The sequence below is a fragment of the Rhodococcus sp. BH4 genome, from assembly GCF_002079265.1.
GTDB classification, from domain to species: Bacteria; Actinomycetota; Actinomycetes; order Mycobacteriales; family Mycobacteriaceae; genus Rhodococcus_F; species Rhodococcus_F qingshengii.
In genome coordinates, this window is the sequence record NZ_CP014941.1 from 3,250,360 (window position 1) to 3,268,205 (window position 17,846).

Here is a 17,846-nt window from a genome sequence, read left to right on the forward strand (position 1 = left end):
TCCGAACTCAGGATCAAAATTTGTCGTCGTCAGGCGTCAGGAGCACCGCAGTGTTGCAGTGCTCGACGCAAGGCTAGAAACCGGTTGCCCACACCTGCTCTACCGGAAACGTTCGGCTTCGCGGGCAAGCTCGGTCAACCGTTCACACAACTGTGTGAGCTCTGAACTCTCTGCGCCCTCGGCAACTGCTGTCGCCACATCTTCGGCAGCGCATCGGACCTCGAACATCCGATCCACGAGTTCGACCGCTTCGACTGCGGTCAAGATGACGGCGTCAGCCGGGATCGACGTGCCCTTGACGGCATTGCGCTGCTCGTACGCACGCTGTCGACAAGACTGGCTGCAGTACCGGCGTCGACGACCGACACCGGTCACCGCGACCTCTCGACCACACCACACACACGGGTTTCCCGAACGCGCAGACTGCGGTGATCCGACGCGTGTGCTCTCAGCCATGAATCGACACTGTACTCGAGATTCGGACGCCTTCGATGAACGCGCACGGTACCCGGTAAGATGGAGAGGTTGCGTCTTCTCGCCACACGGGAACCAATCGGGTGCTCGTGGCGTTGTAGATGAGTGTGAGCGTCTACTCCCCAAGTCAGGGCGCCCACCAGCGGTGACGAACGAAGAGAGGACACCACCATGGCAGATCGCGTACTTCGAGGTAGCCGACTCGGAGCTGTGAGCTACGAGACCGACCGTGACCATGACCTCGCGCCCCGTCGTATGGCCAAGTACAAGTGCGAGAACGGCGAGATCTTCGACATCCCGTTCGCGGACGAAGCCGAGATCCCCGGCACCTGGTTGTGCCGAAACGGCCTCGAAGGCACCCTCATGGAGGGGACTGCTCCCGAAGCCAAGAAGGTCAAGCCTCCCCGCACCCACTGGGACATGCTGCTCGAGCGTCGCTCGGTCGAGGAACTCGAAGAGCTCCTCAAAGAGCGTCTCGATTTGCTGAAGGCCAAGCGTCGCGGCGCATGAACTAGCACTTCGATCAAGACCGTCCGGTTCTACACCGGGCGGTCTTTCTCGTTCTACGGGGAGTGATCGTTCACAAGTCGACGTCATACTTCGGCCCTTCTTCGACGTGGCAACTTCAGGATGCTTCGCGGTCCTCAAAGACACTTCGGGACAACGTCATTCAGCATCCAGGCGCACTCGCGGGCCGACAGTGCGCAAATCCTGGACTTGCGCTCGAGAACCATCGGCACTGCTTCGTGCACCAGTGTGAGCTGTATCCCCCACCCCGCGACACACCAAACTTCGGTACACCAAACTTCGATACGGAGTGAACGGGTAGCCCAGTCACTCGGCCGGGTTGCTTGCCAAGTGACGATGGCAAGCAACCCGGCCGACTGGGGTGTGGGTGAATGATTTGCGGTGCTGAACGGTTCTTCCGCTACTTCCCGGTCACCGAGTGATGCTCTGTGCCGCGGTTCCTTGGCGGAGGCGGGTGATTTCGTTGCGTGATTCGACGACCTGGGGGCTGTCGTCGCCCTTGCTGACAGCTAGGTCGCTGCACAGATCCAGCGCGGCACGAACGATATGTCGTCGTTGGCGACGTTCGGTGCGAGTGGGTGCGGCTTTCGCGTAAGTACGTTGTTGTCGCCATCCGCCGGCGGCTGTCACCTCGGCGTCGGTCAGGACGCCGGACTCGATTTCCGGGGCGAGAATGTCACGGACGAAGTGGGATTCACGTGGGTGCGCCCAGACGAACGCGATCCACAAGGCAGTGAACGCGAAGACGATGTCGCCGATCATGATGACGAACACGAGCGAACTGCTGCCGCCGGCGATCGCGAGCATGGAATCCCACACGCCGTGGATCAGGATGGGTGCCACGATCAACGCCAATCCGCGTCCGATCCGCCGGGGCTGGGCCGGGGTGCCGATCAGATAGATCACGCCGGCGCAGAAAAGGGCGGTGAACAGGGGATGAGAGACGATGTCGGAGTAGGTGCGGGTGGCGATGGAACCGAGCAGGCCGTCGGTTTGGTGGGCGCCGAAGCCCTGTGTCGCGCCGGCAATCGAGTACAGAAAGTCTTCGCTGGTTTGAAATCCCAAGCCGATGAAAGCACCGAGGAGCAGGCCGTCGGTTGCGGTGCGCACCAGGCGTGGTGCAAGCGCGAGGAGGACTACGATGCCGATGCCTTTGGCGGTTTCCTCCACGAAGGGTGCAGAGAGGCCCGCATGCCAGTCCTGAGCCCATACCTGCCCGAAAATCTTCGAGTAGAGCGAACCGACTGCTCCGTTCGCGGGTACTGCGATAGTGAACGTTGCTGCGGTGGCGCCCCAGATGAAGCCGGTGACCACTAGTCCTACGGGTTGGCGTTCGTAGCGGTCGATGTGCCGGAACCACCATGTCCAGACCGCGGCGCTGATGACGCCGACGATGCCGGCCACGAGGAGTGCGCGCCCGAAGTATCCGGCGAAAGGGGCAAACATCTGCCAGCCTTTGACGAGGCCGAATCCGCACATCCACAGGTATATCCAGAACACGACGTTGCGTGGCTGGAAGAAGTGAAATTTCTCGCCCCAGGCCGTCGTATCGAATGCGCGGGAGCGGGTTTCGAGGAGATCGGTGCTCACTTGGTGTCTTCCTCGTGTGTGCCGATAGAGGCGATCATGTCGGTGATTTCTCGACTGCGGGCGGCGATCTGATCGGGTGGGCCGACTACCTGTACCCGAATTCCCTTGCCGTCGACGACGAATGTGGTCACCGATCCGGCGGACCGCGGAGTGTCAAAGCTGACCTGGACGCCGCTCAGACCCCCGTCGGTGCTGATCGGCTGGCGCGCACCGGAGACCGCAAGCACGGAACTGCCGTTCGTCGCAAGACTCACGGCATCTGTTTGGGAGAGGAGTTCGTCGGCAGTTCCACTGAATGTGTCGGCGTCGACGCTCACGGTGACGGTGCCATCGGTCAACGTCACACGTGGGAGCGAATCGGACGCGCCATGTTGGTCGGTTCGGAAACCACTGTCGACATTCCAGCCCGCAGGTGCGGCGAAGGAGACCGTTTCGGTCACGGCCATCCGGTCTCCGGCGCCGGTTGGATCTTCGGAGGAGACAGCGGAATCGATGGCGGGCACGATCACGGTCCAGAGCATCCACACCGCCAAGATCGCGAGGGCGTGTGGAAAGACTCGTGTGTCGAATCCGAGGAAGCGGTGATCCGCTGGTGGACGTCTTCCGTGTAGGGGCTCGTGCTTGTGTGCAGTACTCGAAATAACGCTCAATTTCCCTCGTTTCCATTGCACGGCAGGTGCACTGACTATCGCAGAAACGGACAAGTTCCGTGCATCAGCCGGCACCTGCCGGTCATCGAGACGATCGTGCACCAAGTTCCCGTAGGCGCGAGATCACCGAGAGCTCCTAGTCGACGGTGAACCGTCGCATCGCCAGATGTCCGAACACGCCGACCAGAATCAACGTGACGCCTGCGGTCACGGAAACGGAGTCGGTCACCAACCCCGCGATGCCGGTCACGGCTACGAACACCGGCAAAAAGTCGAACAGCCTGAAAATCGACTGCGGTGGTTCGGTTTCGAGGCCCCGAGCCTGAGCGGCCTTGTTCGGCGCATACTCGGGGTACCACTCGGTGAAGGAGATCGCGAAGAAGGTTCCGAGCAACTGCAGAATCCATCCGGTCCAGAAGTTGTCACCGTCGTGCAGCAGTGCGTCTCCGAACAGGCCCACTGCGGCCGACCAGGTGAAGGCGAGAGCCCACACCGCCGTAATGACGTAGTTGATGTGCAGAAACAGTGGCGTCGTCCAATACTCTTCGGGCGTCGACTCTTTCGCGTACTGCAAAGTGAAAGGATTGCGGAGCAGGATCGATCCGAAGGCAAAGACCACCAGCGCGATGTTGGTCAGTTCGCCTCCCCAGAGTTCGAACCATCGAATCGTGTTCGCCGACGCGAGGAGGCCGATGGCCGCCAGAACGCCGAAGAACACGACGTCGAAGACCTCCAACAGCTTCACGGTGCCGCCGCGCCGGTGACTGGCCGCCAAGATCAGCAGCGACAACCCGAGGGCTGCGGCCGCGGATTCCTCGAACCTTCCCGGCCCGGAGAGCAAGGACAGCAAGATCCACGGTGACAGGCCGGCGAGCGGTGACTGCAGAACCGCGTCGACGACACTGGTTTTGTGAACTGCATCCCGGGGCTCGGACTTGTCTGGCTCGGTTTTCTCAGGCTCGGTCACAAGAAGCCGCCTTACGCAGGAACGGGTGGCACAGCGAGTACCCGCGTAGGCGCTCCTCGGAACATCGGCAGCCCTAATATCCGATGCTCGGCTCAGATTGCCGCAGTCTCCTCGGGTGAGTGCTCAGCCTGATCTCGGCGCCGGGCCAGCACTGCCATGGCAATCGCGCCGACCGCGATGATGCTGAGCACGATCTCCGGCACCGGACCTACTCGGCTGGCAAGGGTGGAGCTGGTCGAGAGCGGCACCTTCGCCACCAGGGCCGCCGGCACGAACAGGTCGGTTTGCGAAGTCACCGCACCGTCGGGAGCGATGATGGCGCTGACACCACTGGTTGCGGCGACAACGACGGCGCGGCCGTGCTCGACTGCCCGCACACGCGACATTGCCAGCTGCTGATAGGTCATCTCGGTGTCCCCGAAAGTGGCGTTGTTGGTCGGTACCGCCAGCAACTGTGCACCGTTGCGCACCGATTCCTGGAACGCCCGGTCGAACGCCACCTCGTAACAAGTCGCGACACCGATGGGTACCCCCGCTGCATGGACAACGCCGTTGCCCTCGCCGGGAACGAAATTGCCCGCGCGATCGGCGTACGAGGAGAAGTTCCGGAAGAAGCTTCGGTAGGGCAGGTATTCGCCGAACGGCTGAATGATCTTCTTGTCGTGCTGTTCCTGAGGACCGTTGGCGCCGTCCCACACGATCACCGAATTGGTGGTCGTACGATCGGCGTTCACGAGTACGGTGCCGACAAGAATCGGCGCTCCGATCGCTTCGGAGGCCCGGGTGATGTCGGCAGCGGCATCGGCGTTTCGCAGGGGGTCGATGTCCGAGGCGTTCTCCGGCCAGATCACGACGTCAGGCTGATCGACGCGGCCCGCGTCCACCTCGGCAGCAAGTTTCACGGTTTCGGCGACATGGTTGTCGAGGACCTGCTTGCGTTGCGAGTTGAAGTCCAAGCCCAACCTCGGAACGCTTCCCTGAATGGCGGCGACGGTGATCGTTCGATCACCGGAATCCATGGTGGACAAGAACGGCGACACCACGAGAGCAATAATCACGGGCACGAGGGCAGCGGCAACAGCTCCGAAGAATCCTCGGTCCCATCGTTTGGCCGCGACAGCCACTGCAACTGCTGCCAAGCCGGTACCGGTCAGGGCCACCGCGAAGCTGAGCAGCGGCGCACCGCCGACACTCGCAAGAGGGAGGAGCCACCCTTCGGATTGACCGAATGCGAGCCTGCCCCAAGGAAATCCGCCGAAAGGAACGCTGGAACGAAGCCACTCGGTGAGCGTCCAGGTCGCAGCAATCCACAAGGGTGCCCATGGCAACCTCGCCACCAGAACCGCAAGCAGCCCGAACAGTCCGATGAACAACGACTCCACCGCGGCCAACGCGATCCACGGGACCGCACCTACGAACACACCGATCCACGGAAGCAACGGCACCAGAAATCCGAGACCGGCCAAGTATCCGTAACCGAAGCCGGCACGAAGGCGCAGTCCGCCGCGCCCGAAGTTCGTCAACACACACGTCAGAAGAGCGATCCCGACGGGCGCCAAGAACCACAGCGGGCGGGGTGGGAACCCTGCGAAGATCAGGAATCCACCTGCGGCCGCGTACAGCGAACGTAGCCATGCGGAACGGGTGAGCACAGCGCTCACACGGGAGCGATCACCGACAGACGCCTCTGCGCCGGCCTCACTCACTCGACGAGCCGCGCTGATAGACGACGCGTCCGCGATGCACCGACTTGATGCAGACCGGAATCGGCGCATCTTCCGCCAGCCTCGGCAGAGCGGGTACGCGCGAGCGCGGATCGGTAGACCATCGCTGAACCGAGTCGGCGGGTGCGCTCACTTCGAGTTCGCCTGCCTCCCACAACACGTAGGAGGCCGGTGCGCCCGGATTGAGGGTTCCCGCGGCGCCGTCCCGCACTCCGCCCGCGCGCCAGGCGCCGCGAGTTGCCGCGGAGAAGGCCGCACGCGGCGAGATTCCACTTCCGTCGGTGCGGTGCTGGACAGCGGCGCGCAGCATCGCCCACGGCTCGATGGGGGTGACCGGGGCGTCGGAGCTGAATGCGAGCGAGACACCCTTACCGGCAGCAGGTGCAAACGGATTCAACGCTGCTGCGCGCTCGACTCCCAGGCGCGTGGCGTAAAGACCGTCGGTGCCACCCCACAGTGCGTCGAACACCGGTTGGACGCTAGCGATGACACCCAAGGCGGCAAAGGTTTCCGCGTCGGCCATGGACATCATTTCCGCGTGCTCGAGGCGGTGACCCAACGCGGCGACCTTGGGGCCACCCAGTTCGTCGGCGACCCTGCGGAACGCGGCAGCTGCCGACGAGACGGCGCCGTCACCGATGGCATGGAACCCGGCCTGGACGCCCGCGAGGGTACAGGCCCGGATGTGTGCGGCGATCGCGTCGACGTCGAGGTAGGCATTGCCCGTCGAATCAGGTTGGTCTGCATAGGGTTCGAGCAACCACGCGGTATGCGAACCGAGCGAGCCGTCGATGAAGAGATCCCCGCCGAGTCCGTCTGCTCCGGTTTTGTCGAGGAGCGCGCGAGCATCCTCTTCGCTGTCGACACGCTCACCCCAGTAGCCCCGAACCTCCACGCCGTGATCGTGGGCCAACAGTTCCTGGAAATCGGTCAATCCCGAGATGTCCGGTCCCCCGCACTCGTGAACGGCCACGATTCCGCGTGAGGCGCAGAGATCGAGCGCAGCGGTACGAGCAGAAGCGCGCTGAGTTTCCGTCAGCAGATTCCGAGCGGCATTGCGCGCCAGGTGGTGTGCGTCGAACGTCAACGGGCCTTCGGCTGAGTATCCAGCGGTGTCGGTGAGGCCGGAGATCCCGTCGCGCAATGCGCTCGAGCACGCGGCCGAGTGAACGTCGATCCGCGAGAGATACACCTTGCGGCCAGGGGCGGCCGCATCGAGATCTGCGGTCGACGGCGGGGTCTGCTCGGCCCACTCGGTGTCGTCCCAACCGTGTCCCCAGATGACTGCGTCGGGATGGGCAGTTTCGGGGTTCGCGGCTGCGAATGTTCGTACTCGCGCGAGACATTCGTCCAGAGAGTTCGCGCCCACGAGATCGAGGCCGACGAGATTGAGTCCCAGTGCGGTGATGTGGACGTGGGTGTCGACGAACCCGGGAGTGACAAACGCACCACCCAGATCTTCGATCTCCGCGGCGGGGTGCAACGCCCGTCCGGCGCGCTCGTCGCCGACCCACACGACGGTGCCGTCGGTGATGGCGATCGAGGTCGCGTCAGGTGCAAATGAACTGTAGATCCGGCCGTTGACCAGCAGACGAGTAGTCACGAGCACCCAGTCTGCCTGTTAGTACTGCGGCCCCCGCGAACGGGTGGGTGCATCCGTGTCCAGAATCTCACCCTCGAGGACGAGTTCCTTGCCGTTGCTGGCGACGTACTCGGTGGTTTCGGGTGTCTCGACGATGATCTCGCCGTCGATCACCTCGCCGTTTCCGCGCATCCGCGCCGCGTAGCCGACGGTTCCGGCGAAGGCGTCACCACCGGCGGCAAATGCTGCTGCGCGCTTACCTGCCAGGAGCACTGCAAGCGGGCGCAGCGCCCAGCGGGTCGGCGGAATCAGAAGCAGCAGGCCCAGAACCGAAGTCACGAGTCCGGGTACGAACATCAACGCGGAGCCCGCCGCGACCAAGGCGCCGTCGGCGACCGCCAGTGACGGCGATCCCTCACCCCGCGTGGCCTTACGGAACCCGTCCATGACCCTTCGCCACTGCGAGCGCATGAGGATCAATCCGACAAGCGATCCGGCGAGAAACAGCAGCACTGTCCAGGCGACACCGATGGCGTTGCCCACGATGACCAAGGCTGCGATCTCGACGATCACGTAGAGGAGAAATACGGCGGCGATCATGACGTCCCCTTTCAGACGGTCTATTCGTTCAACGCTCGAGGGACCGGTTTTTCTCCCGACAACGACGCAGAGGTGCAAAACAGGTGGGTGCCGTGAGTCACACGGGCCTTCTCTCACGCACGTGCGACTTGCCTGGCGTTAACTAACGCTCCGCTAACGATTCTAAACCTCAAGTTGACGTTGAGACTCTGCGCATGGTCAAGTCACTTCGGGCCGCATTTCCCGGCCTCATGAAATGAAGGAGCCCGACATGAGCCGACTCCCCGGCAAGACACTCGCCCGACGCATTCCCGCTGCCATCGCCGGCACTGCCGCCGTCGTGGCACTCACCGCCGGCAGCGCGATGATCAGCGCGGGAACCGCGGCCGCAGAACCGGTGGTACCCGAAGGAATTGCCGCGCTGATCGCGCAGGCCGCAGCCATCTCCCCCGAAGCCTCTGCTGCTGTTCAGCAGTTGATCGGCACGGCAGGCGCTGATCAGATCACGACCGCTCTCGATCTCCCGGACATCGGCGTCACCAAGCCGCAGTCGTTCATGTACCCCGCACCGACGGTCGGGTGTGGCGTGGCCGGTGAACCCGTCACCGTCACCCTCAGCTCCGCACAGGCCGGTCCGAACTTCCCGTTGCCGCCGTGGGTCGAGGCCGACCATCTCCGTTTCCAGGCAATCCCGGGTTACGTCGGCATACCCAAGACCTCAGGGTTGAGTGTTGCCTGGATCAACGTCGGCACGTTCAAGGGCGGCATCGTCCCGTTGGACGAGAAGTTGCCCGTACTCGATACGCCGTTGCTCTCGAAGGTCGTCGACACCGGTGACGGCAAGGTGTTTGCCGCTCTGTTCGGCAATGTCGATTACGCAGACGGGAAGACCTGCATCGTGCTGCCAACAGTGGGCTCTTTTGATGCTTGAGCAGAGCGAAACGCTCGATCCCTGACAGGCGGCTGGCCTACGCGCCCGGAGTCACCAGTCCGGTCTCGTAGGCCAGCACCACAGCCTGCACACGATCACGCAGATCGAGTTTGGTGAGAATGCGTCCGACGTGCGACTTGATCGTCGATTCGGACAGGTACAGCTGCTGTGCGATCTCGATGTTCGACAGTCCCGTGGCCACGTGTCCGAGGACTTCGCGTTCGCGTTCGGTCAGGACGTCGAGAACTACCGGATCGCGCCGGGGCGCCGGACCGTCCACGATGAACCTCGACAGCAGACGACGTGTCACCTTCGGGGAAACAACCGCGTCACCGGCTGCCACGCTGCGGATTGCCGACACGAGATCCTCGGGCGGGGTGTCCTTGAGAAGGAAGCCGCTGGCTCCGGCGCGCAAGGCACCGAGAGCGTGTTCGTCCAGGTCGAAGGTCGTCATCACCAGGACCCTGGATTCGATCCCGGAGGCAAGAATCTGCTCGGTCGCTTTCACTCCGTCGACAATCGGCATCCGCACGTCCATCAACACGACGTCAGGCTTCAGCGCCACCGCCGCTGCGACCGCCGCGGCCCCGTCGCCGGCCTCACCGATGACGGAGATGTCTTCATGAGCTTCGAGCACCATGTTCAGGCCCATCCGCATGAGTTCCTGATCGTCGACTAGCAGCACGGTGATGGGCACGGCGTAAACCTATCGGGCCTGAGACGTCGGTGCCAATGCGATTGCGGCGAGCCGGTATCAATCGTGGATCTCGAGCGGCAACTCTGCGTACACACGCCAACTGCCGTCGGGGCGTCGTCCCGTCTCGAGTGTCCCGTGCAGTACCGCCACCCGCTCACGCATTCCGACCAGTCCATTCCCCGAACCGTGGGAGAAGGTCGAACTCGACGTTCCGTTGTCGACGACCTCGAGCAGCACCGCGGTGTCGGTGCGGCGCACGGTGACTCGTGCCTTCGGATTTGCGCCGGCGTGGCGGAGGACATTGGTCAGTGACTCTTGGACCAGGCGATGAATGCCCAGGCTGACTGAAGGACTGACGTCGTCGAGCTCGCCGGTCAGTTCTAGCCGCACCCCGAGACCGGCGGCACGCATCATCTCGACGACCTTGGCGATGCCGGCAGTTCCGTGTTGCGGCATCGCATCAGTACTGACCTCGGTGCGCAGCAGCGAGACGGTACGGCGAAGCTCGGCAAGGGCGTCGCGTCCGGTGCTGGAGATGTTGCCGAGCGCCTTCTTGGCCAACGCGGGATTGGAATCGACCGCATACGACGCGCCGTCGGCCTGGACGATCATCACGCTGACCGCGTGGGCGACGACATCGTGGAGTTCGCGGGCGATTCGGGTTCTTTCCGTGGCCACCGCATCCTCGGCACGCCGATCCCGTTCGTATTCGGCCACTTCGAGTCTGGCGGCCACTTCCTCGTCGTAGGCGCGGCGGGCGCTCAAGAACTCGGCGGTGATCCAGGCGAGTGCATAGAGCAGGGTCGCAATGATGATCGTGAGGATCACGTCTTCGCGGATGACGAGCAACGAGAGTGTCATGTCCAGGGCAAGGAAGCACGCAAAAATCGCCCCGGTGCGTCGATCGACATACGCAACGAGTGTGTAGAGCGAGACCCCGAGCGCCAACAGGCCTGGATGTTCCGCAGCCGGATCCCCTGTCGCCCACATCATCAAGGTCGCGAAGTACGACATCGACAAGATCGACGCGGCGGAGATACGCGGATATTTGCGACGCCACACGACGGGAAGGCAGATCAGAAATCCGACGACGAGCTGAGGCCACCGCTCCTCACGCGGCGAACTGACGAACGTGACTACCTCGAGCGCGAAGAACACGAGCGCCAGCGCGCTGTCCGCGATCATCGGCTTTCCTCGCAGCCACAGGCTGAACCTCCGCATGTGCTCAAGAGTGTCACAGCTGTGAAAGAGTCACCGCCGTGGATATTGCTGATTGGGGACTGCTGATGACGGCAGCGACGGCGGCGGGTTGGGTCGACGCCGTGGTCGGCGGCGGTGGATTGATTCTGTTGCCGGCGCTCTTTCTGGTCGCCCCGCAATTGACCCCACAGGCGGCACTGGCCACCAATAAATTGACGGCATTCACCGGGACGAGTGCTGCGGTGTACACGTTCTCCCGTCGAATCCCGATGGAGTGGCGGCAGATGGCGCCGGCAGCCGCGTTGGCTGCGGTGACGGCCGCGTGCGGGGCGGCGGCCGTTTCGCTGATCGACAAGAAGTACTTCATTCCGATCGTGATGGTCGTCCTCGTCGCCGTCGCCGTCTTCGTGACCATGCGTCCGACGCTGGGCACCACGATCGCGACCCATCGTCCGACGCAGCGCAAGACCGTCCTCGTCCTGCTGCTCTCCGCCGGACTCATCGGCCTCTACGACGGTCTGCTCGGACCCGGCACCGGCACCTTCCTCATCATCAGCTTCGCGACCTTCCTCGGAACCGAATTCGTTCGGAGCGCAGCGATGGCGAAGGTGATCAATCTCGGTTCCAATTTCGGCGCGCTCGCCTACTTCGCCGTCACCGGGCATGTCTGGTGGAGTTTGGGTTTGGCGATGGCGGTGTGCAACGTTCTCGGCGCGGTCATCGGTTCGCGGATGGCGCTGAGCAAGGGATCCGGATTCGTGCGGATCACGCTGTTGGTGGTCGTGATCGCCATGGTGATTCGCCTCGGATGGCAGCAGTTCGGCTGAGATCGGCGGTCGTCGGCTAGCGTCGTGTGCGTGACCGTCACCCGAGATGTCGATGCAGATTTCCTCGCCCTCCCGCTGCGAGCTGTCGCTGATGCGGCGCTGTCGGCAGCGAGAACGGCCGGCGCCCAGCACGCCGATGTTCGTGTCCACCGCGTGCTCACACAGTCGATCAGGTTGCGCGACGGCGTAGTTCAGGCGGTGTCCGACGGAGACGAGATCGGGGTCGCCGTCCGTGTGATCGTCGACGGCACGTGGGGATTCGCCTCGCACGCCGAGGTGTCCCCCGATGTCGCTGCTGCGCTGGCACGCCAAGCGGTCGAGGTCGCGAAGGCATTGCGCTCGCTCAATCGGGATCCGGTCACACTCGCCGACGAGCCCGTCTACGCCGACGCGACGTGGGTGTCGCCGTACCTCGAAGATCCCTTCGCGACACCGACGGCCGAGAAGGTAGGCCTGCTGGTCGACTACTCCGGACGGCTTCAAGCCGCCGACGGCGTGGATCACGTCACGGCGAGTGTCCTCCAGGTCAAGGAGCAGACCTTCTACGCGGATCTGGCCGGTTCGTCGATCACCCAGCAACGGGTGCGTCTGCACCCCGAGTTCGAGGCGACCGCCGTCGACAAGTCGGCCGGCAGCTTCGAATCGATGCGCACCTTGGCGCCGCCGGTAGGCCGCGGATGGGAGTACCTCGGGGCGGAGAGCACATGGAACTGGGGCGATGAGCTCGCGCAGATCCCGGAGTGGCTGGCCGAGAAGACCAAGGCACCGACCGTCGAAGCGGGTCCGACCGACCTCGTGATCGATCCGACCAATCTGTGGCTCACGATCCACGAATCCATCGGACACGCCACCGAATACGACCGCGCGATCGGCTACGAAGCGGCCTACGCCGGTACGTCGTTCGCGACGCCGGACGAGCTGGGAACGCTGAAATACGGAACGCCACTCATGCACGTGACCGCCGACCGAAACGAAGAGCACGGCCTGGCCAGCGTCGGATTCGACGACGACGGCGTCGCCTCTCAACGGTGGGATCTGGTGGCAGAGGGAACACTGGTCGGGTATCAACTAGACCGCGTGTTCGCGCCGAGGCTGGGGCTGACGCGTTCCAACGGTTGCTCGTACGCCGACTCCGCACATCACGTTCCCATCCAGCGAATGGCCAACGTCTCGCTCTCCCCCGACCCTTCTACGGACACCTCGACCGCAGACCTGATCTCGCGAGTCGAGAACGGCATCTACGTCGTCGGTGACAAGTCCTGGTCGATCGACATGCAGCGCTACAACTTTCAGTTCACCGGTCAGCGGTTCTTCAAGATCCGTGACGGAAAGCTCGACGGTCAGGTGCGCGACGTGGCGTATCAGGCGACGACGACGGATTTCTGGGGCTCGATGGAAGCCGTTGGCGGTGAGTCGACCTGGCGCCTGCAGGGCGCGTTCAACTGCGGCAAGGCGCAACCCGGTCAGGTTGCGGCGGTCAGCCACGGCTGCCCGTCCGCTCTGTTCCGCGGAGTCAACATCCTCAATACTCGTTCGGAGGCTCAGCAGTGATCGATCCGCAGCAGGTCGTCGAGCGTGCATTGGCCGCGAGGACGGTAGACGAATCGTTGGTGATCGTGACCGATGCGAGTGAGGCGTCGCTGCGGTGGGCCAACAATTCGATGACCACCAACGGAGTTTCGCTGTCCCGGACGTGGACGGTGATCTCGATCGTGCGCGAGGGTGACATCGCGAAGGTGGGCACTGTCAGTTCCAGCAGTGTCGATCCGGAGCAGATTTCCGCGCTCGTACAGGCAAGCGAAGAAGCTGCGCGCACAGCCACTCCGGCTGACGACGCGTCCGACCTGATCACGCAGTCGGCGGCAGAGACCGACTGGGACCTGCCGGCCGCCCTGACCGACATCGGTGTCTTTGCTCAGTTGGCTGCAGACCTGGCGAAGGGCTTCGACGGCGGCGACCAGTTGTTCGGCTTCGCTCACCACCAGTTGCACACCACCTGGCTCGGCACCTCGACGGGCGTGCGACGTAGAACGGCTCAGGCCACCGGCTCCGTGGAAATCAACGGCAAGCGCGGCGACGCCAGCGCCTGGGTCGGATCCGGAACTGTCGATTTCAGCGATATCTCGATACCGAAGCTCTTGTCGCAGTTGACCACTCGACTCGACTGGGCGGGTAACTCCGTCAGTCTGCCTGCCGGCCGCTACGAGACAATTCTTCCGCCGTCGGCTGTGGCGGACCTGATGATCTATCTGATGTGGACCATGGAGGGTCGCGGCGCCGAAGAGGGCCACACCGCACTGTCCACCACCGGTGGTACCCGGATCGGCGAGAAGCTCGGATTGCCACTGACACTCACCTCCGACCCCGGCGCCGAGGGCTTGCAATCCGCGCCGTTCGTGATCACGACGTCGTCGAGTGAATCCGTCTCACTGTTCGACAACGGTATGGAGATCGAACCCGTCGACTGGGTCCGAGACGGCGTCGTCAATGCGCTGGCGTACCCGCGCCACGCTGCACGAGAATTCGGTCGACCTGTCGCAGTTCCCGGCGACAATCTCATCCTGACCGGTGGTGACGACACCTCGATCGAGGACATGATCGCAGGTACCGAGAAGGGTCTACTGCTCACAACCCTCTGGTACATCCGTGAGGTGGATCCGACGACGCTGCTGTTGACCGGACTCACCCGTGACGGGGTGTATTTGATCGAGGACGGCAAGATCGTCGGCGCCGTCAACAACTTCCGTTTCAACGAGAGCCCTCTCGATCTCCTGCGGCGGGTCACCGAGGCTGGACGTACCGAGATCACGCTTCCCCGGGAGTGGAAAGACTGGTTCACCCGCACGGCCATGCCGCCCATGCGGGTTCCCGACTTCCACATGTCCTCGGTCAGCCAGGCGCAGTGATGACGAAGGTCGTGATCGCCGGCGGCACCGGCGCTCTCGGCCGCCGGATCAGCGACGATCTCGCCGACCGTGGGTATGACGTCGTGGTCCTGACTCGCTCACCGAAACCCGGCAGGCACAGGCAGGTTCAGTGGGACGGTGTCACGGTGGGTGACTGGGCAGGAGAACTCGACGGCGCCGCGGTGATCAATCTGGCCGGCGAGTTGGTCGATCGCCGACCCACCCCGGCAAACATCGCACTGCTCACCAGTTCCCGAGTCGATCCGACCCGCGCGCTGGTTGAAGCGTCGAAACTACTGGCGAACCCTGTTCCGGTGTGGATCCAGGCGAGCACGCTCGCGATCTACGGCGATGCGGGTGAGGCACGATTGGACGAGGATTCTCCCCTCGCTGACGGGCCACCTCAGATGACCGACGTCGCAAAGGACTGGGAGGCAGCGGTCGAGGGTGCAAACGCGTCACGAGTGGTGATCCTGCGAACCAGTGTCGTGTTGGAGAAGGGCACACCGGCGCTCGAGCGACTGCTGTTGCTCGTGCGTCTCGGTCTGGGCGGACGCGTCGCCTCGGGTAGGCAGTGGACCAGTTGGATTCACATCGAGGACTGGCTGTCGATCGTTCGTTGGGCACTCGAACCCGATTCGGCTGCCTCGGGCGTGGTCATCGCGACGGCTCCGGATCCCGTCCGCAATTCAGAACTGATGGCCGGGCTGCGCAAGCACCTTCACCGGCCACCTGCGCCGCCGACGCCCGCTTTCATGGTCAGAATCGGCGCGTTCCTTCTTCGCAGCGACGCTGCCCTGGGCCTGACGGGTCGTCAAGCCGTATCGAAAGTGTTGGCGGACAAAGGCTTCACATTCACCTATCCGCGCTTCGACTCAGCGTTGGACGATCTGCTCGGCAACTGACGCGCGGTCAGGCTGCAGTGACGGCAAGTCCGATCGTTCCGGTCTTGCCGCGGCGAAGGAGACTGCCCTTCATGGTGATCCAGCCGAGGATTCCGTACCGACGTGCTATCGCGTCGCGAGCATGATCGGTGCCCGGTCCGTCGAGGATCTCGGCGACGGCGGCCACCGGTTCACCCTTGGGATTTCCCCGAGCGTCACACGCAGCGACGGTGACCGACGGGTTTCGCCTGATCCGCTTGACCTTGTAGGAATCGGTGACGGTCCACATCAGGAGCTTGTCGCCGTCCGGCGCGGCCCAGAGCGGAGTCGCCACCGGCGTTCCGTCCTTGCGGAAGGTCGTGAGTAGGACGTACTTGGCCTCGGAGACGCGCTTGAAGTCGGAGTTCACTCCTCGAGGATAGGTGCGAGCGCCTCTCGCTGAACATCGACAGGTTTCCGCGACTATCTGGCGACCGATCAGTACCACCCAGGAAGTGCCACTTATGCACGTTTTATCCGGTTCTTCTTGACGTCGGACACGCCGTTTCGTCCCCGAACTCCATCTCGAGTTATTCTGAGGCAAACCGTCGAACTGGGGAGTCGAACTTACACATGCAGCGCCGTGACATGCAGCGTCGTGACTTTTTCAAAGCCGCCGGGGCGGGGGCAGCAGTTGCCGCCGCGACACCGCTCATCTCGACGTCGACCAGCCACGCCACCCCCGCACCACTGCGGGCGCTCCCGATGGGTGCTGATCACTACCGCGCGCTCGTCCCCGAGTTGTTCGCACCCTCTCCTACTCCCCCGGAGCATTCCGAAGCCATCGTCATCGGGTCCGGATTCGGCGCAAGCGCCACCGCCCTCAGACTGGCGCAGAGCGGCACCCAGATCACCATCCTCGAACGCGGACTTCGGTGGCCCCACGATCCGCAACGGGAGATTCACACCTCCGACATGCTGGCCGACGGCCGCGGAGTCTTCCGGCGAACATCGTTCACCAACCTCACCGGACTCCCCGTGGCGTGCGACTACTTCAGCGGCGTCCTCGATGCCACCGACTACGAACACATCTCGGTATGGCGCGGCGCTGCAGTCGGCGGTGGTTCCATCATCTTCACCGGCGTGATGATCGCGCCCGAGCGCCGATTCTTCGACGCAGTCTTCGGCAACTCCCTCGACTACGACGAGATGGCGTCCACCTGGTACCCCAAAGTGCGCCAGATGCTGCGTCTGAGCCCGTTGCCCGAAGACATTTACCAAACCCCGAACTTCGGTCACTCGCGTCGTTGGGATCAGGACGCTCGTCGTGCCGGATTCGATCCGCAGCGGATCGACGGGATCTGGAACTGGGACGTGGTGCGCTCAGAACTCGACGGCCGAACCCGAGCCTCGGCCACTGTCGGTGACAGCAACATGGGTAACTCCAACGGCGCGAAGTTCGACCTCACACAGAACTACATTCCTGCCGCCGAAGCCACCGGACGAGCCACCGTCTGTTACGGACATCAGGTGCTCGCGATCAGTCGCGAACGTGATGGACGCTACGTCGTCGACGTCGAATCGACGGATCCGACGGGTGGCGTTCTGGCCCGGAAGACTCTTACCTGTGACCGTCTGTTCCTCGGCGCCGGTTCGATCGGCACGTCCGAACTGTTGGTACGCGCCCAGGCGACGGGCGCGCTGCCCAACCTCAACGAACACGTCGGTAAGGGCTGGGGAACGAACGGCGACGCCGGGATGGTGCGCTCGTTCGGCTTCAGTGACGGCACCGCGCAAGCCGCACCGTCGGCATCACGCATCGTCGACGAGTCGGGAATGCCACTCTCCCTGGAAAATTGGTACGTCCCCGGCCTACCCGTCAACATCGGCATGCTCGGAACATTGGGGATGACCCTCGACTCGCAGCGCGCCGACTTCGCCTACGACGGCGGCTCCGATCGGGTGGTGCTGAACTGGCCGAAGAACGGCAACGACGCCACCGTCGAGGCACTACGCGCCGTCCAGAACAAGATGGCCTTCGCCGGCACCACGCTGCCGTCGGCATTGCCGTTCGCGAAGGACGTCAATTCCTCGTTCACCGCGCATCCCCTCGGCGGTGCGGTTCTGGGCAAGGCCACCGACGGTTACGGGCGAGTCAAGGGCTACGACGGCCTGTACGTGATGGACGGCGCTGCCATTCCGGGCAGCACCGGCACCGTCAATCCGTCACTGACCATCACTGCTCTGGCGGAGCGGAACATCGCTCAGATCATCAAGTCCGGACGCTGACACACTTCAGCGCCCGGACCTGCCGGTGATTCTCGAGGT

The 17,846-nt window shown here is 63.5% G+C and carries 17 protein-coding genes; 7 read left to right on the forward strand and 10 right to left on the reverse strand.

All coding sequences use genetic code 11. The features are described from left to right. Positions 1–99 precede the first annotated feature (99 nt). Positions 100–456, reverse strand: a complete 357-nt coding sequence (locus tag A0W34_RS15020) for a hypothetical protein (RefSeq protein ID WP_042450945.1) — start codon at positions 454–456, stop codon at positions 100–102. Between the two features lie 189 nt (positions 457–645). Between A0W34_RS15020 and A0W34_RS15025 the strand changes: the two genes are divergently transcribed. After that, positions 646–984 (forward strand): RNA polymerase-binding protein RbpA, encoded by a 339-nt coding sequence (locus A0W34_RS15025; protein ID WP_003944971.1) that lies wholly within the window; start codon positions 646–648, stop codon positions 982–984. Positions 985–1,413: 429 nt separating this feature from the next. Here A0W34_RS15025 and A0W34_RS15030 read toward each other — a convergent pair whose 3' ends face one another. From A0W34_RS15030 to A0W34_RS15055, 6 genes are all read right to left on the reverse strand, one after another. Then, positions 1,414–2,592: a PrsW family intramembrane metalloprotease gene (locus tag A0W34_RS15030; RefSeq protein ID WP_003944910.1), complete on the reverse strand. Its 1,179-nt coding sequence runs from the start codon at positions 2,590–2,592 to the stop codon at positions 1,414–1,416. After that, positions 2,589–3,242 carry a hypothetical protein gene (locus A0W34_RS15035; RefSeq protein ID WP_232329860.1) on the reverse strand — a complete coding sequence of 218 codons (654 nt, stop codon included), beginning with the start codon at positions 3,240–3,242 and terminating at the stop codon, positions 2,589–2,591. The genes A0W34_RS15030 and A0W34_RS15035 overlap by 4 nt, the downstream gene beginning before the upstream one ends. A 136-nt stretch (positions 3,243–3,378) precedes the next feature. Then, the gene (locus A0W34_RS15040) at positions 3,379–4,209 is read right to left on the reverse strand and encodes a hypothetical protein (protein ID WP_081557883.1); all 831 of its coding nucleotides are present in this window, start codon (positions 4,207–4,209) and stop codon (positions 3,379–3,381) included. Between the two features lie 92 nt (positions 4,210–4,301). After that, entirely contained in the window at positions 4,302–5,870 is a 1,569-nt protein-coding gene (lnt, locus tag A0W34_RS15045; RefSeq protein WP_081558815.1) for an apolipoprotein N-acyltransferase, read from the reverse strand. A 37-nt stretch (positions 5,871–5,907) separates the two neighbouring features. Then, positions 5,908–7,542: an amidohydrolase gene (locus A0W34_RS15050; protein ID WP_073512414.1), complete on the reverse strand. Its 1,635-nt coding sequence runs from the start codon at positions 7,540–7,542 to the stop codon at positions 5,908–5,910. A gap of 12 nt (positions 7,543–7,554) precedes the next feature. Then, the gene (locus A0W34_RS15055) at positions 7,555–8,115 is read right to left on the reverse strand and encodes an FxsA family protein (protein WP_064444606.1); all 561 of its coding nucleotides are present in this window, start codon (positions 8,113–8,115) and stop codon (positions 7,555–7,557) included. A 250-nt stretch (positions 8,116–8,365) separates the two neighbouring features. Here A0W34_RS15055 and A0W34_RS15060 point away from each other — a divergent pair, with 250 nt between their 5' ends. Further along, the gene (locus A0W34_RS15060; protein ID WP_007729826.1) at positions 8,366–9,025 is read left to right on the forward strand and encodes a hypothetical protein; all 660 of its coding nucleotides are present in this window, start codon (positions 8,366–8,368) and stop codon (positions 9,023–9,025) included. Between the two features lie 37 nt (positions 9,026–9,062). Here A0W34_RS15060 and A0W34_RS15065 read toward each other — a convergent pair whose 3' ends face one another. Next, the gene (locus tag A0W34_RS15065; protein WP_003945024.1) at positions 9,063–9,722 is read right to left on the reverse strand and encodes a response regulator; all 660 of its coding nucleotides are present in this window, start codon (positions 9,720–9,722) and stop codon (positions 9,063–9,065) included. 57 nt (positions 9,723–9,779) lie between these two features. Then, a complete protein-coding gene (locus tag A0W34_RS15070) occupies positions 9,780–10,943 on the reverse strand; it encodes a sensor histidine kinase (RefSeq protein ID WP_064114397.1) in 1,164 nt (387 codons plus the stop codon). Between the two features lie 38 nt (positions 10,944–10,981). On the opposite strand from A0W34_RS15070, the gene A0W34_RS15075 reads away from it, so the two are divergent. Genes A0W34_RS15075 through A0W34_RS15090 form a run of 4 tightly spaced genes read left to right on the forward strand, consistent with a single transcriptional unit; the run spans position 10,982 to position 15,560 of the window. Further along, complete coding sequence (locus A0W34_RS15075; protein WP_030536361.1) at positions 10,982–11,749, forward strand: TSUP family transporter; 768 nt, start codon at positions 10,982–10,984, stop codon at positions 11,747–11,749. 30 nt (positions 11,750–11,779) lie between these two features. Further along, positions 11,780–13,300, forward strand: a complete 1,521-nt coding sequence (locus tag A0W34_RS15080; protein WP_081557884.1) for a TldD/PmbA family protein — start codon at positions 11,780–11,782, stop codon at positions 13,298–13,300. Continuing rightward, a complete protein-coding gene (locus A0W34_RS15085) occupies positions 13,297–14,655 on the forward strand; it encodes a metallopeptidase TldD-related protein (protein ID WP_081557885.1) in 1,359 nt (452 codons plus the stop codon). Before A0W34_RS15080 ends, A0W34_RS15085 begins: the two co-directional genes overlap by 4 nt. Continuing rightward, on the forward strand, positions 14,655–15,560 hold the full coding sequence (locus A0W34_RS15090; RefSeq protein ID WP_037131792.1) for a TIGR01777 family oxidoreductase: 906 nt from the start codon (positions 14,655–14,657) through the stop codon (positions 15,558–15,560). Before A0W34_RS15085 ends, A0W34_RS15090 begins: the two co-directional genes overlap by 1 nt. 7 nt (positions 15,561–15,567) lie before the next feature. On the opposite strand, the gene A0W34_RS15095 is transcribed toward A0W34_RS15090, so the two are convergent. After that, positions 15,568–15,948 (reverse strand): PPOX class F420-dependent oxidoreductase, encoded by a 381-nt coding sequence (locus A0W34_RS15095; protein ID WP_042450954.1) that lies wholly within the window; start codon positions 15,946–15,948, stop codon positions 15,568–15,570. Between the two features lie 203 nt (positions 15,949–16,151). On the opposite strand from A0W34_RS15095, the gene A0W34_RS15100 reads away from it, so the two are divergent. Next, on the forward strand, positions 16,152–17,807 hold the full coding sequence (locus A0W34_RS15100; RefSeq protein ID WP_080726674.1) for a GMC oxidoreductase: 1,656 nt from the start codon (positions 16,152–16,154) through the stop codon (positions 17,805–17,807). The last annotated feature ends 39 nt before the right edge of the window (positions 17,808–17,846 follow it).